Source organism: Rhodococcus sp. SJ-2 (assembly GCF_053750035.1).
In genome coordinates this window covers 3,016,763-3,030,898 of record NZ_CM132340.1, presented here as the reverse complement: position 1 = coordinate 3,030,898, position 14,136 = coordinate 3,016,763, and the positions used below count along the sequence as shown (strand labels likewise).

Sequence of the window (14,136 nt, the reverse complement as noted above, 5' to 3'; positions counted from 1 at the left end):
CTGAGACCGGGTCCACTTCCTCGTGGACCTCGGCCCCGGCTTCGTCGGGGCGAAATGCACTAGCCGCAAGAGAAAGATCGGATCGCATGGAAACCCTCGACTACGACGCCACGACGCACGGACCGTCCGCCACCGACAAACTGCACTTCCACGAGGCCGGTGAAGGTCATCCCCTCGTACTGCTGCACGGGTCCGGACCAGGAGTCTCCGGCTGGTCCAACTTCTCGAAGAACCTGCCGGCCTTCGCACGCAACTTTCGCACCATCGTTGTCGACATGCCCGGATTCGGTGCGAGCCCGGATATCGAGTACGACCGTCCGTACCCCGAACTCGCCGCGGAGTCGATAGTCACGCTGCTCGACGACCTCAGCATCGAAAAGGCCCACGTTCTCGGCAATTCCATGGGCGGATGGGTCGCGCTCGAGACGGCGGCGATCGCACCAGAACGCGTCGAGCGACTGGTGTTGATGGGCCCCGGCGGCCTGTACGCACCGTTACTGGGACCGATGATGAGCGAGGGCGCCCGGCGCCTGAACGCCTTTCTCGTCGACCCCACCCGCGAGGCACTCGAAGCCTGGGTCGAGTCGATGGTCTACGACCCGGCGACGATCACACCGCAGTTGCTCGACGAGCGCTGGAACAACGCCACCGCACCCCGCGCCATCGATCGGATGCGCGCGGTCATGGCGTCGTTGGCCCTGCCCGGCAAGGCGCCGTTGTGGGCACGCACCGACGAGATCCCGCACCGGACCCTGGTCACCTGGGGCCGCGACGACCGCATGCTGCCCCCGGACGGCGCCCTGTTCGCGCTCCGCCGCATGCCCAAAGCGGACCTGCACATTCTCGGCGAATGCGGGCACTGGGCCCAAGTCGAACGCAAGCACGACTTCGAGTCGCTCACGACCGATTTCCTCACCCGCTGATTTCCCCTCTGGCACCGAAGGAGTTTTCCCACATGGAGTTCCAGCACGACGCACTGGACACCGCCCTCGCTGCAGGTGACCGCCTGAAGGCACTCGAAACCGAATGCACCGAGGAGCGCCGACTCTCGGCGGACACCGCGAAGATCCTGCGCGACGCGGGCATCATGCGACTCATCCAACCCAAGCGCTACGGCGGGTTCGAGGCCGATCCTGGCGTCTTCAACACCGCGATGTACGAGCTCGCACGGCTGTCCAGCTCTGCGGGCTGGGTCACCGGTGTCGTCGGCGTCCACTCCTGGCACCTGGGCCTGTTCCCGGATCGAGCCCAGAAGGACGTGTGGGGAGAGAATTCCGACGCGTGGATCAGTTCGTCCTACAGCCCGGCCGGCACCGCCAAGATCGTGCCGGGCGGCTACGAACTGACCGGACGCTGGGGATTCTCGTCGGGCAGCGACCACTGCGACTGGGTCTTCCTGGGCGCAATGGTCACCGACGAGCAGGGGAAGCGCACCGGGCAGCACATCCATCTGCTGCTCCCCCGCGCCGACTACACGATCGACGACGTCTGGTTCATGTCCGGCCTCGCCGGTACCGGCAGCAACGACATCGTCGTCGACGGCGCATTCGTGCCCGAACATCGCACACACGACGTCGTCGACCTCTACGCGGAGCGCTATCCCGGCAACGAGGTGAACACCGCCGGACTCTTCCGGCTGCCCTGGTACACCCTATTCGTCAATGCCGTCGCGGTGCCGTTGATCGGCATGGCCCGCCGGGTGATCGACGAAGCTGTCTCGATTCACAGGTCCCGCTTGGCGATCGACGTGTCCAAGATGCCGCACGCGGCCACGCTGGCACGCCTGACCGAGGCAGACTTCGAGGTCGACACCGCGTACCGGACTCTTCAGGCCGACCTCGCCGACGCCTTCGGTGCCGTCGAACGCGGCGCGACGGTTTCGATGGCGATGCGGCAGCGCACCAAACGCGATCACATTGCAGCCGTCGGGCTGGCGGTCTCGGCCGCGGACAAGGCATACCAGGTGGGTGGGCCACGGTCGATCGCGCTGTCGAGTGCACTGCAATCGGTCTGGCGCGACGTCCATGCCGGCCAGCACCATGCCATCAACCTGCCGGACATCGTCAATCTCGAATACGGCCGGTACATGCTCACCGGCGAACCCGGCAACCTCTACTGATTTCGAGGAGTACGCAATGCCTGTTCTGTCACTGGGATACCTACGTCTCAACGTCGAGTCTGCGGAGCGGTGGAATCCCTTCGTCCGCGATTTCATCGGCATGATGCCGGTCGACGGCCCGTCGGCGGACTCACTGCACTATCGCATGGACCACTACCCGCCGCGCTTGGTCGTCACCGAATCGGCCACACCGGGACTCGAAGCCGTCGGTTTCGAGGTCCTCAACCGCTCCGACCTGAAGGACCTGATGTCCCGAGTCGAGGCCGCGGGCATCGACACCCACGCCGGCACCCCCGAGGAGTGCGCGCTGCGGCAGGTCACGGGCTTCGCCGCATTCGACGACCCGTCCGGCAACCGGGTGGAACTGTTCTACGGGCCGGTACTGAGCCATCGGAGTGTGGAGCTTGGGCACCTGTCCGGCTTCGTCACCGGCGATCAGGGCATGGGACACGTCATCCTCAACTGTGTGGATACCGAAGCGGCCTACGAATTCTACGTAGGAGTACTGGGATTCGCCGAGCGCAACTCGCTCGCGTTGCCCGGCGGCACCAGCTACTTCCTCGGCTGCAACGCACGCCAGCACACGCTCGGGCTCAATCCTGCCGCGGGCCCTGCACTGCTGCACTTCATGGTGGAGACCGTCGACATCGACGACGTGGGCAAAGCTCTCGATCGCGCCCACGATCTCAACGTCCCGATGATGCAGTCGCTGGGCAAGCACACCAACGACCGGATGCTCTCGTTCTACACCTACTCCCCCGACGGGCACGCCACCGAGATCGGATGGGGTGGTGAACGAATCGAAGACGCGGCACCGACCTACCGGATCACCGAGGGCGCAGTGTGGGGCCACCGGTACACGCCGCCGCCGGCCGGAGCGAAGGGTCTCCCGCAGTGACAGGCACCGTCGACGGCGGGGTGCCGGCGGGCGGCACCACCGTCGGCGCGGAGGACACCCACCGGTGGACGCCCCGGCTCGTGACGATCCTGATCGTCCTGATTCTCGTCAGTGAAATCATCCCGGTGTCCGCGGTCCTCGCCGGTACCGCGTTGCCTGCCATCTCGGCCGAGTACGCGACCGCCCAGGCCGGCTGGACCATGACGATCGCGTTCCTCACCGCGAGCATCGCGATGCCGTTGGTGGGCAAGCTCGCCGACATGTACGGCAAGAAGCGCCTGTTGATGGTCGTGCTCGCGATCACCGTCGTCGGCTCCCTGCTGTCCGCGGTCGCGTCGAGTTTCCCGATGTTCCTTCTCGGCCGGGCACTACAGGGTGCGATCTTCTCGGTCGCGTTCCTCTGCTATTCGCTGATCCGGGACGTCTTCCCGGAGAAGATCGTGCCGTTCGCGGTCAGTGTCACCGTGACCGGGACCGGTATCGTCGTCGTGCTGCAGCCGTTCCTCGCGGGCTGGCTCATCGACAATCACGGTGTCGCGGGCGCCTTCTGTTTCGTCACCGTCCTCACGGCGGCACTGGCAGTCGCCGCTCTGCTCGTAGTGCCGGAATCCCCGGTGCGGTCCTCGGATTCGCGTCCCGACCTGATGGGTGCGTTCCTGCTGGGCAGCTCGGTCGCGGCCGTCCTGGTCGCGGTGAGCTCGGCGCCGCAGTGGGGCTGGACCAGCGCCGGAACCCTCGGCCTGCTGGCGGCCGGGTGCGCCCTGTTCGCGGCCTGGATCGTGCAGGCGGGCCACGTCCCCGAACCGCTGGTCGATCTGCAGCAACTGCGTCGTCCGGCGCTGCTGTACACGGTGCTCGCGTCGGGCCTGGTGTATGGCGTCGGCACCACGACCAGCTCGATCCTCGCGATCATGGCCATGACGCCTCGCGAGGCCGGCGGTGACTACGGATTCGGCATGACAGCCAGTGAGTTCGCGATCTTCGGCGTGATCAACGGCATCGGCATCGTCGTCGGCGGACTGATCGTCGGACTCACGGTGCAGCGACTCGGAGCGAAAGCGCACATGGTCGCGGCGGCCGTCGCCGTCGCGGTCGGCGCGCTGACGATGGGCCTCGGACGCGGCGACGAACTGCTCGTGCTCACCGCGACCGGACTTGCCCATCTCGGTGTGGGACTGGCGGGCGCCGCGATCCCGAACCTGGTCATCGCGGCGGTGCCACCCGAACATCAGGTGGTCAGCTCCAGCCTCACCGAGGTGAGTCGCACCCTGATGGCGGGTATCGGCACGACCGTGGTGTTCGTGGTGCTCAATGCGAACATTCAGGCGATGGCCGGCGGAATTCCGTTGTACGAGGGCATCGGCTTCCAGTGGGCGTACATGTTGATCGCCGCATCCGCAGTGCTCGGTGGCCTGGCGGCGACGCGACTGCCCGGACGAACCGGCGAACCATCGACGGCCTGACCCCCGCGCAGCATCGGCACAGGACGCACCGCCCGACCGACCGAGTCCTGATTCTCATAGAGGATCCGGCAGTCGAGCGGGCGGTGCGCGCACCATCTGTCGGTGATGCCGGCTCCTCGTACCCACCGTCCGTACCGCGGAGGAAATGCAGCCCTGCTGCCGGACGCCGACATCGTCATCGTCATCGCGAACTGGCGTTGCTGCCACCGGAAGCGTTGGTGATCAACGTCGCCCGCAGTCCGGTCGTCGACGAGACTGCGCTCGCCGCTGCGATTCGCTCCGGATCCGTGGCCGGGGCCGCGCTGGAGGTCTTTGTCAGCGAACCGCTAGAGTCCGGCAGTCCGCTTTTCGGAGCTGGACAACGTCCTGCTGAGCCCTCATGTCGCCGGAGGTAGTTCGGCTGCCCGTCAGCGCATGTTCGAGATGGCAGCGGCCGATATCGCAGGGTGTGCCGCGACGAACTGCCGCTGTGGATGCTGGGGTAATCCCGCCGACCCGGCGGGAACGACAGAGCAGGCGCAGACCAAATTCACTAAGTTTGGTAACTTTGGCTTCATGGACTCCCGAGATCGAAAGGACGCGACGGCGGTGCCCGCAGGGGCACCGGACCGGAAATCGCAGATTCCCGATCCGGGCAGCCTGCGCTGGCGACGACTGGCCGAGATGGTGGCAGACCAGATCCGCGAGCGGATCTTGCGCGGCGACCTGAACGAGGGCGACCTCCTGCCGAAGGAAGCCGAACTGCGCGAGCAGTACCCGGTCAACGTCCAGTCCCTGCGTGAGGCCCTGCGCATTCTCGAGGCCGAGGGTCTCGTCCGTGTCCGCCGCGGTAACCGGGGCGGAGCCGTCGTGCACCGGCCCACCCCCGGAAACGTTGCCTACAGCCTCTCGATGGTGCTCGCGATGTCGGGAACGGACATCGACGACGTCGGTCGCGCGCTGCACGAGGTCGAGCCGATGTGCGCGGCGCTGTGCGCGGAACGCGGAGACCGTGCCACCGAGGTGGTTCCGGTTCTGCGCGCCCTGCACGAGGAATCACTGTCGAAAGTCGACGATCTTGTTGCCGCGACCGCACTCTCGCGACGGTTTCACGAATCCGTGGTGAAGCTGTGCGGAAACCGGTCGTTGATCGTGCTGGCTGGAGCCCTCGAGGCCCTGTGGTCGAGTCACGTCACGGACTGGGCCAGCAAGCGAGCGGACCCGGAACGGATTCCGCCGACCGAACGGACCCAGGCGCTGGCCGTTCACGGCCAGATCCTGCAGTGCATCGAGGACGGCGACGCCGCATCTGCGCGGGTGATCGCGGCCCGGCATCTCCGGGATGTACAAACCTATCCGCACGACCCGGACCGACCGGCCGTCTCGCTCGATCCCGCGGTCGCGCGGGACCGTCTATTCTTCGGCTGAGCGGGCCCGACCGGAAGGCCGGACCCGACCAGCACTCGGTCAGAAGCTGTTCGGATCGTCGATCACGCTCTGCGGCACTGGATGCCGGTACAGCTTGGATGCGTTCTCCCATGTGATCTTGCGTAGCTCACCTGCAGAGAGTCCCTTCATGGACTCACTGACGACCTCCATGGTCCGGGGCCACAGGCTGTCGCTGTGCGGGTAGTCCTCCTCCAGCAGGATGTGGTCGATCCCGATCCGGTCACGCAGAACCATCGTCGACGGATCCTCCACGGCGCAGAACCAGAAGTTCCGCTTCAGCACGTCCGCTGGGGAGATGTCGATGCCTTCCCATGTGCCGTACATCGACGAGTAGGTGTTCATGTGATCGAGACGGTCGAGAAGTGCAGGAACCCAACCGATTCCACCTTCCGACATTACGATCTTGATATTCGGGAAGCGCACCGGGATCTTCGAGAACAACCAGTCGACGGTCGCGAACATGGCATAGCCGAAGAACAACGTGCCGGACACATCAGGCGGAGCGTCCTCCGACGTACTCGGCGACGTGCTGGACGAGCCGATGTGCAGGTTGATGACGGTCTCGGTCTCCTCGCACGCCCGCATGATCGGGTCCCAGTGACCCGAGTGCACGGACGGCAGCCCGAGGGCGTGGGGGCCCTCGGAGAAGGTCACCGCCTTGAAGCCCCGCTCGGCGTTGCGGTAGATCTCCTGCGCACCGATCTCGGGGTCGAGGAAATACGGGATCTGGCAGGGGATGATGCGGTCCGGGTACGGGCCCGCCCAGCCCTCGAGGTGCCAGTCGTTGTAGGCGCGCGTCGCAGCAAGCGCCAGTTCCCGGTCGTTGGTGCTCAGTTGTAGACGCTGACCGGCGAAGCCGGGGAGGAACGACGGGAAGTTCAGGGACGCATACACACCCGAGAGGTTCATATCCTTGACACGGTGGTGGATGTCCCACGAACCACGGCGCATGTCCTCGAAGCGCTGCGGGTCGAAACCCCACTCGTCGACCGGGCGTCCGACGACCGCATTGAAACCGACGTTCGGGATCTCCTTACCGTCGTACACCCAGATATCCGCGCCGTCGCGGTGGATGACCTTGGGTGCCCGGTCGGCGAGCTTCGCCGGCAGGCGACCTTCGAACGCGTCCTTGGGCTCGACGATGTGGTCATCGACGGAGATGAAGGGGAAGGGCCGGTGCGCCCTCTCCGGTTCGGGCAGGAAGGTCACCTTCCCCTTGACGTTCTGGGTGAAGTCGGTGTTGTGGATCAGTTCGTCGAGATTGGCCATCTCGCATGCTCCTCAATTGTCGGGGGTCGGCGAATCCGGCTGCGTTACCTACGCAGCCGCAAATTTTGGGGTATGGAGGTCTTCAGTCGAGAACGTCGAGATCGGTCCGGAGCAGCTTGCGCACGGCGCCGGCCCAGTAGACACCGGCCGCTCGCTCGACGAGCGCCTTCTGCATCGCGACTCGAATGCTCTTCTCGATCGGCAGTGGGTCCTTGCCGAGCAGCAGGATGTCGTACGCCAGCCGGCAGAACCGGTCGATCGAGGCCGCGCGGTAGACCGCGAGTTCGATCGTGTCGGCAGTGGTGATGATGCCGTGGCTGGCGAGGATGACGTTGTTACGGTCGCCGATCTGGTCGGCGAGACCCCGACCGAGCTCGGCGTCGTTGATCTCACCGTCGTACTCGTCGACCAGGGAGAGGTCGTCGTCGTACAGACTGCCGGTCTGATGCGCAATCATCGGCAGAACACCGACAGCAGCCAGCACGGTCACGTAGTACGGGTGGTTGTGGATGACCACCCGGGCGTCCGGACGACGCCGGTGCAGTTCGGTGTGGATGTGGTAAGCGGGCGTGACATCCCATTTACCCTCGATCACAGCACCGTTCGCGTCCACACGGCACACATCGGAAGCCGCGACCTCGTCCCACCACAACCCCCACGGGTTGATCAGGAGGCTGTCGTCGTCCCGATCGGCCCAGGTGATGTGGCCGGCCATGTTCTCGCTGAAGCCGTCGCGCGCCAGAATCCGGAACGCGCAGGCGAGCTTCTGCTCGTTGTTGAGATCGACCCCGATGGGGGGCGTGGCACGCGGTCGCCACTCACCCATCGAATCCGGACCACCTCCGATGGCCGTCGATTCGTCGCACACGGTCACAGCGCCTCCATGGAGTGAGATTGGGGTCACAGATTCGGACGTGTCGGAACTCTATCTTACAAAAGATACCGATGTAAGCCCTCACATCAGCAAACCTCACGCCGTCGACGAACAGCACCAGCCCGCACCCGCGACCACCGACCGGCCCCCAGGTCTCCCGATCTGCACACATACCGTGCGGCCAGAGCCGCCAGAGATGCACATCGCGCCTCCCACGTCCCGCCATTGCCAGCCAAACGCTTGATTGACATATTTTGCGGATCGCCCTAAATTTGTGATGCTCGCCATACAGCGCGCAGTCCTCCGTGTTCTCGTGCCCCTCGTCCCGACTCCGAATCGGACAGGAGCAGAAAACCGAGGAACCACACGACGGCACCGTGTCCCCTCCAACAACCGTCCAGCGCTGAGACTGCTCCGCCCCTCCCACTGCCCCACCGCACCCCTCCCGACAAGGAGAACCGGCATGACCGCCTCACCAACACAGAACAATCCTGCGGAGAGTCCGACGCCGGCGATCCGATCCCGGGTCAAGGGCCGGGCTCGGATGATTCTGGCCGTCAATATGGGAAACACGTTGGAGTGGTTCGACTGGACAGTGTTCGCGATTTTCGCGGTCTACTTCTCCAACCAGTTCTTCCACTCGACCAACGAGGTGTCGAACCTGTTGTCGACGATGGCGGTGTTCGCGGTCGGGTTCGTCATGCGCCCGATCGGCGGCCTGATCTTCGGGTTGGTTGCCGATCGCCGCGGACGGAAATTCGTCATGGTGCTGACCATGACACTGGTCGCAGCATCGAGTGTCCTCATCGCGATCGCGCCCACCTACGAACGGATCGGCGTGTTCGCGTCGCTGTGGCTGCTCGTCGTCCGCTGCATCCAGGGCGTAGCACACGGTGGTGAGCAGGGCGGGTCGTACACCTATATCGCCGAGGTGGCGCGGCCCGACAACCGCGCGCTGTGGGGTACCACGGTCATCATGTCCACCGTCGGCGGAACAGTGCTCGCCACCCTCCTCGGCGCAGTGATGCGTACCGCGATCGACTCCCAGGCGATGGCCGACTGGGGCTGGCGCATCCCGTTCCTGATCGGCGGTGCGCTCGGATTCTTCGCGCTCTACCTGCGCCGCGGCCTCGAGGAATCCGCAGCTTTCACCGACCACGCCGCCGAGGCCGCGAGCACCGGGACACGGTCGTCGGCACGCTCCGCGCTCCGCGACATCTGGGCGCAGCGAACCTCGATCCTGCGCGTCGTTCTCCTCGTCGGCGGCACATCGGTCTTCTCGTACACCTGGTCGGTCAACGCTCCCGCGTACGCCATCAGCTTCCACCACGTGAACGACAAACTTGCGATGTGGGCCGGCGTGGTCGCCAACATCGTCTTCATCCTCGCTCTCCCGCTCGCTGCACTCCTCGCCGACCGATTCGGACGTCGTCCCAACAACATCGTGTGGGGACTGCTGGTGGCCTTGCTCGCCTTCCCCTTGTCGGGCATGCTCGACGGTTCGGCTCTCACCCTGGTCGTGGCGATGTCCCTGGCGCTCGTCATCCAGGCGCTCGCGGCCAGTACACAGGTCGCCTGGTTCGCCGAATTGTTCTCCACGAAGTCCCGCGCGGCAGGTACGGGAATCGCGGTGTCGCTCGCGGCTGCGATCTTCGGAGGTACCGCGCCGTACCTCAATTCGTGGCTGACCTCCCGCGGTACGCCGGACCTGTTCACCTGGTACGTCATCGTGCTCGCACTGGCTGTTGCCGCCGCCGCCTACTTCACCCAGGAGACCAAGGGCCTCGCCCTCACCGCGGAGACGGACGCGCCGAGCGAAACCACTGTCAGCCCGGCCTGACTGCCGGGGCCCGACGCATCGACCAACGAGACCGAGACCGAAAGAAGCTGACATGATCGACAATACCCGTACCGTCGAGTTCTCCCGGATGGACGACGCCACTGCCGCGGAGATGGAACTGATCCGCGACGAGGCCGCGGTCCATCGTCGCGACCACTGGCTCGGGACGGTTGTACGTCTGCTCGAGTCGATGAAGGGCTATACCTTCGGTTACCGCGTCGATCGCTACGAGCACTCGTTGCAGTCCGCGACCCGTGCACACCGGGAGGGTGCCCGCGTCGATCTCGTGATGGCCGCCCTCCTGCACGACATCGGCGACGATCTCTGCCCGGACAATCACAGCGAGGTCGCTGCCGCGATCCTGCGGCCGGTGCTCGACGACGAGGCGGTGTGGATCGTCAAGCACCACGGTGTCTTCCAGACCTACCATTACGGCGACAAGCTAGGAATTCCGACCGACAGTCGTGACCGGTATCGGGACTCCCCGTACTTCGATACCTGCGCCCACTTCTGCGCAGCCTGGGACCAGGAGTCGTTCGACCCCGACTACGACACCGAACCCCTCGAGTTCTTCATGCCGATGCTCGAGGAGGTCTTCTCCCGCCCACCGCGCACGTGGGGGGATCAGGACCTGGTGTGGTCGAAAGAGGACTCCGGGGACCCGCACTCCGCGTAGTCCGCACGCCCCCACCCCGCACAGGAGGAACCAGACAATGAGTTCGATCGACGCAGCGACTGCACGGCAGTACGTCGAGTCGGGTTGGTGGGGCACCGACCCGCTGCACGAGATCGTGCGGGTACAAGCCGTTGCCACCCCCGAGCGCTCCGACACATCGGACCGAAGGCTGAACACATCCGGCCGTCGACCGCGCTCGTCGGGCGGCAAGTTCGGCAGGCGCGATATACGCCGGGTGGCGCTCGAATCCGTAACGGCCGCATCATCGAATGTGATCGCGTCGTGACCAGAGTCAAGACCGTCGACGTCTTTACGTGCCGGGAAATCCTTCGGATCCGGTCCGGAATCGGACAGTACGCGCCCCCGGACGGATTCGGCGAGTACTACTGGTCCGAACTGCTCAGGGACTGCGCCGAATCCGACGCTCTCGAGGCCACCTGGGCGCACTACCGCACAAAGACACGGCCGTTGGCCCCCGCGGACATTCTCGGGGAGGTCGAGTCGAGACGCGCACCTCGGGTGGCGATGGTTGCAAGGGTCGCCGATCGCCTGCTCGACGAACGCACACAGTTCGGCTGGACCTCCGAGCAGCTCACCCAGTGGCAAACTACCTTCGAAACCGAGATCGGTAGAGGGGCCGACATCGAGGACGCGCGCGACTGCGCGGATGTCGACGTGTGCGGCGCCGCCGATTCAGGCGACAACGCCGCCGCAGAGATCGTGCCTTCGATGGCCCTGACCCCTCCCGCCGCTGACTGAGCCAGCCACTTCATTCATTTTGACCACACCGACGGACAGGACACCGCTTTTCGTGAAGCTCGGACTCTTTCTCGACATGCGCAACCCGACCCGATGGGAACGCCCCCGCGCCGAGCACTACGGTGCGATGCTCGATCGGGTTGCCTGGGCCGAGCAACTCGGCGCAAATTCGGTGTGGCTGACAGAGCACCACTTCTTCGAGGACGGCTACCTGCCGCAACCGCTCACCCTCGCCGCCGCGATCGCCGCCCGAACCGAGCGCATCAGGATCGGCACGGCCGTCCTGCTCGCGCCCCACCGCCATCCCGTCCACATCGCGGAAGAGGCCGCGCTCGTAGACCTTGTCTCGGGCGGGCGACTCGAACTAGGGCTCGGCGCCGGGTGGTCCTCAGAGGAATTCGACGCATTCGGATCGGACTTTCGCACCCGTTACGACGTCACCGACACAGTGTTCTCCGCGGTGCGGAATCTGCTGTCGGATGGCGGTGTCACGCCGGGGCCAGCGCAGGCACCGGTGCCGATGTGGCTCGGATATCAGGGGCCCCGCGGCGCCGCCCGGGCCGGACGTCTCGGAGCCGGACTGCTGTCGCTCGACCCGGCTCTGTCGGCGCCGTACCTCATCGGTCTCGAGGAGGGCGGCCACGGCGCGGACGCGGCCCGCCGCGGTGGCATGCTCAACATCATTGTGGCCGATGATCCCGAGTCGACTACAAGACGACTGATCCCGCATTGGGCACACCAGCAGGCAACATATGCGAGCAGGCGTGGTGATGCGCGCAGCGCCGCCGATCTGGAGATCGAGTTGATCGCCGAGTTCGACCTGACGGGCGCGGTGCCGGGACTGACCGTCGCCACACCCGAGGTGGCGGCCCATGAGATCCGTCTCCGAACTCATTCCATGCCAGTCGAGCACGTCTATCTGTGGGCCGGACTCCCGGGGATGCCCGACGCGCTGGTCGACCGCCACGTGGAATTGTTACTCACCCGGGTCGCGCCGGTGCTCGCCGAGGCAGCACCATGCTAGGCCGCAAGGTCTTCTTCTCGTTCACCCAGGTGACAGACCCGACTTCGCACGCGGAGTACAACGCTTGGCACCAGCTCGACCATCGGCCCGAAAATCTCGCTCTGGACGGCGTCGCCCACGGCGAGCGGTGGGTGCACAGCCCGGACTGCGCAGAATCCACCCGGACCTGCGAAGTGCTCGACGGAGTGCACTACGTCAACAGTTACTGGTTCCGGGACCCCGTTGACGAGAGCTTCGCCCAATGGCAGAACCTCGCGGTCAGGACGTTCCAACTGGGACGGCGACCCGATGTCCGGCTCAGCCGGCGTCTGGCGATGGGCACTTTCATGCCGGTCAAGGGCTACGTGAGCCCGCGTTGTCTGCTCAGCGCGGACGCGTTGCCGATCCGCCCGAACCGGGGAATCTCGCTGGTCGCGACTCGGGTCCAGGACCCCAACGGCAGTGTGAGCGAGCAGTTCTTCGCCAAGCAGGACCGCGAAGTAATACCGGCCCTGCTGAAATGCGAGGAGGTCGCAGGGGTGTGGACCTTCTCGAGCTACAGCACCACACTCGACGTGGGACGCGATTCGGACGACGGGGTCACGTTCGCAGAGGACGACCGCACTTCATCGGGTCAGGTGCGGATCGTGATGGTGTTTCTCGACGGAGACCCAGCCCTACATCTGGCCGATCGGGCACGGCGCGGGATCGAACTCGAGCCGACCCCGCTCGAAGAAGGCATCGAACTCTTGTTCTCCGGGGTGCTACGCAACATCGAGCCCTGGAACTGGACATGGTTCGACTCGTGAGAAAGCAGTTTCCCGCATCACACCCCTACCACGTGGCAACTCGACCCCACCGGGGTCGCATGCTCGGCAAACATGGCCACAACGAGCGAAGAGCGCATTGACGTGGCTCAGGTAAACAGCCCTGACCTGCTGATAGCCTCGGATGTGGCGGCGCATGCACAGATCGTCAGACCCGGACACGAGAGGTGAACAGTGACAGCCAGTCGGCGTCAGAAGATCCTGGCCGAATCGGCTCGGCTTTTTTCCGAACGAGGAATGTCAGCCACCACGATCCGCGAGATCGCCGACGCGGTCGGGCTGAATTCCGGGACGCTGTACCACTACTTCAGTTCCAAGGATGCCATCGTTTCCGAGATCCTGAGGAGTTTCCTGACAGACCTGGTATGCAACTACGAGAGCGTCCGGGCCGAGCCCGAGACGGCCCGCCATCGTCTCGGGCTCATGGTCCGAGTCTCACTCGAAGTCGCAGACCAGCATCCCTACGCCACAGAGATCTATCAGAACGAGATCGAGAACCTCGGTGCGCTCCCCGAGTACACGGAGATCGCCGGTGCCGTCGAGTCCTCGCACCGGGCATGGTTCGACGTTGTCGATGAAGGAGTACGCGATGGTGAATTCAATTCCGGTATAGATGTATTCGAGTTTCAGCGGATGATGCGAGAGTGCGTTTTCCAGTCGGTCAGGTGGCACCGAGACACCCTCGCCGCCGACATCGAATCGATAACCGCCACTGTCACATCGGTTTTCTTCGACGGGTTCGCCCCGGCACGAACCGAATCAACCACAATGACGCTGCCCCCGTCGTCGACGAAGGTGAAGCGCGAACCGGCGCCCGCCGAACCACCGATCGACACAGTGGACGACCTTCGCTCCGAACTGGACGAGCTACGCTCCGATATGCGTGCCATGCGCGGTCTTATGGAATCGTTGTCCAAGTCTCGCAACGCGAATGGCAGCACCGCTACCGACGACTGACTTGCTGACGGGGTGGGCATACC

General features: G+C 65.1%; 15 protein-coding genes. 13 read left to right on the top strand and 2 right to left on the bottom strand.

Features of this window, described 5'->3' with window-relative positions; translation table 11 throughout:
* The first annotated feature begins 86 nt into the window (after nucleotides 1-86).
* From ACSYG9_RS14150 to ACSYG9_RS14125, 6 genes are all read left to right on the top strand, one after another.
* A complete protein-coding gene (locus ACSYG9_RS14150) occupies nucleotides 87-923 on the top strand; it encodes an alpha/beta fold hydrolase (protein ID WP_440123169.1) in 837 nt (278 codons plus the stop codon).
* A 32-nt stretch (nucleotides 924-955) separates the two neighbouring features.
* Nucleotides 956-2,119 carry an acyl-CoA dehydrogenase family protein gene (locus ACSYG9_RS14145; RefSeq protein ID WP_440123168.1) on the top strand — a complete coding sequence of 388 codons (1,164 nt, stop codon included), beginning with the start codon at nucleotides 956-958 and terminating at the stop codon, nucleotides 2,117-2,119.
* A gap of 16 nt (nucleotides 2,120-2,135) precedes the next feature.
* On the top strand, nucleotides 2,136-3,017 hold the full coding sequence (locus ACSYG9_RS14140) for a VOC family protein (protein WP_440123167.1): 882 nt from the start codon (nucleotides 2,136-2,138) through the stop codon (nucleotides 3,015-3,017).
* On the top strand, nucleotides 3,014-4,480 hold the full coding sequence (locus ACSYG9_RS14135) for an MFS transporter (protein ID WP_440123166.1): 1,467 nt from the start codon (nucleotides 3,014-3,016) through the stop codon (nucleotides 4,478-4,480). Before ACSYG9_RS14140 ends, ACSYG9_RS14135 begins: the two co-directional genes overlap by 4 nt.
* 218 nt (nucleotides 4,481-4,698) lie before the next feature.
* Nucleotides 4,699-4,875, top strand: coding sequence for an NAD(P)-dependent oxidoreductase (locus ACSYG9_RS14130; RefSeq protein ID WP_440127658.1), 177 nt, complete (start codon nucleotides 4,699-4,701; stop codon nucleotides 4,873-4,875).
* Between the two features lie 193 nt (nucleotides 4,876-5,068).
* Nucleotides 5,069-5,887 carry a FadR/GntR family transcriptional regulator gene (locus ACSYG9_RS14125; protein WP_454842957.1) on the top strand — a complete coding sequence of 273 codons (819 nt, stop codon included), beginning with the start codon at nucleotides 5,069-5,071 and terminating at the stop codon, nucleotides 5,885-5,887.
* A 39-nt stretch (nucleotides 5,888-5,926) separates the two neighbouring features.
* On the opposite strand, the gene ACSYG9_RS14120 is transcribed toward ACSYG9_RS14125, so the two are convergent.
* Nucleotides 5,927-7,177: an amidohydrolase family protein gene (locus ACSYG9_RS14120; protein WP_454838773.1), complete on the bottom strand. Its 1,251-nt coding sequence runs from the start codon at nucleotides 7,175-7,177 to the stop codon at nucleotides 5,927-5,929.
* A gap of 82 nt (nucleotides 7,178-7,259) precedes the next feature.
* Nucleotides 7,260-8,003: a class II aldolase/adducin family protein gene (locus ACSYG9_RS14115; protein ID WP_054716787.1), complete on the bottom strand. Its 744-nt coding sequence runs from the start codon at nucleotides 8,001-8,003 to the stop codon at nucleotides 7,260-7,262.
* 511 nt (nucleotides 8,004-8,514) lie between these two features.
* Here ACSYG9_RS14115 and ACSYG9_RS14110 point away from each other — a divergent pair.
* The 7 genes from ACSYG9_RS14110 (at nucleotide 8,515) to ACSYG9_RS14080 (ending at nucleotide 14,113) form a co-directional block, all read left to right on the top strand.
* The gene (locus tag ACSYG9_RS14110) at nucleotides 8,515-9,891 is read left to right on the top strand and encodes an MFS transporter (RefSeq protein WP_454838772.1); all 1,377 of its coding nucleotides are present in this window, start codon (nucleotides 8,515-8,517) and stop codon (nucleotides 9,889-9,891) included.
* A 52-nt stretch (nucleotides 9,892-9,943) separates the two neighbouring features.
* Nucleotides 9,944-10,567 (top strand): HD domain-containing protein, encoded by a 624-nt coding sequence (locus tag ACSYG9_RS14105; protein WP_440123162.1) that lies wholly within the window; start codon nucleotides 9,944-9,946, stop codon nucleotides 10,565-10,567.
* A gap of 37 nt (nucleotides 10,568-10,604) precedes the next feature.
* On the top strand, nucleotides 10,605-10,853 hold the full coding sequence (locus tag ACSYG9_RS14100; protein WP_440123161.1) for a hypothetical protein: 249 nt from the start codon (nucleotides 10,605-10,607) through the stop codon (nucleotides 10,851-10,853).
* Nucleotides 10,850-11,326 (top strand): hypothetical protein, encoded by a 477-nt coding sequence (locus ACSYG9_RS14095; RefSeq protein ID WP_440123160.1) that lies wholly within the window; start codon nucleotides 10,850-10,852, stop codon nucleotides 11,324-11,326. The genes ACSYG9_RS14100 and ACSYG9_RS14095 overlap by 4 nt, the downstream gene beginning before the upstream one ends.
* 52 nt (nucleotides 11,327-11,378) lie before the next feature.
* Nucleotides 11,379-12,350, top strand: coding sequence for an LLM class flavin-dependent oxidoreductase (locus tag ACSYG9_RS14090; RefSeq protein WP_440123159.1), 972 nt, complete (start codon nucleotides 11,379-11,381; stop codon nucleotides 12,348-12,350).
* A complete protein-coding gene (locus tag ACSYG9_RS14085) occupies nucleotides 12,344-13,138 on the top strand; it encodes a hypothetical protein (RefSeq protein ID WP_454838770.1) in 795 nt (264 codons plus the stop codon). The genes ACSYG9_RS14090 and ACSYG9_RS14085 overlap by 7 nt, the downstream gene beginning before the upstream one ends.
* A 192-nt stretch (nucleotides 13,139-13,330) precedes the next feature.
* The gene (locus tag ACSYG9_RS14080) at nucleotides 13,331-14,113 is read left to right on the top strand and encodes a TetR family transcriptional regulator (RefSeq protein WP_440123157.1); all 783 of its coding nucleotides are present in this window, start codon (nucleotides 13,331-13,333) and stop codon (nucleotides 14,111-14,113) included.
* The last annotated feature ends 23 nt before the right edge of the window (nucleotides 14,114-14,136 follow it).

What these genes read in the sequence shown, in the direction of transcription:
- ACSYG9_RS14150 (WP_440123169.1), top strand. Translation starts at nt 87, where the DNA reads ATGGAAACCCTCGACTACGACGCCACGACGCACGGACCGTCCGCCACC.
- ACSYG9_RS14145 (WP_440123168.1), top strand. Translation starts at nt 956, where the DNA reads ATGGAGTTCCAGCACGACGCACTGGACACCGCCCTCGCTGCAGGTGAC.
- ACSYG9_RS14140 (WP_440123167.1), top strand. Translation starts at nt 2,136, where the DNA reads ATGCCTGTTCTGTCACTGGGATACCTACGTCTCAACGTCGAGTCTGCG.
- ACSYG9_RS14120 (WP_454838773.1), bottom strand. Translation starts at nt 7,177, where the DNA reads ATGGCCAATCTCGACGAACTGATCCACAACACCGACTTCACCCAGAAC.
- ACSYG9_RS14115 (WP_054716787.1), bottom strand. Translation starts at nt 8,003, where the DNA reads ATGGGTGAGTGGCGACCGCGTGCCACGCCCCCCATCGGGGTCGATCTC.
- ACSYG9_RS14110 (WP_454838772.1), top strand. Translation starts at nt 8,515, where the DNA reads ATGACCGCCTCACCAACACAGAACAATCCTGCGGAGAGTCCGACGCCG.
- ACSYG9_RS14105 (WP_440123162.1), top strand. Translation starts at nt 9,944, where the DNA reads ATGATCGACAATACCCGTACCGTCGAGTTCTCCCGGATGGACGACGCC.
- ACSYG9_RS14100 (WP_440123161.1), top strand. Translation starts at nt 10,605, where the DNA reads ATGAGTTCGATCGACGCAGCGACTGCACGGCAGTACGTCGAGTCGGGT.
- ACSYG9_RS14085 (WP_454838770.1), top strand. Translation starts at nt 12,344, where the DNA reads ATGCTAGGCCGCAAGGTCTTCTTCTCGTTCACCCAGGTGACAGACCCG.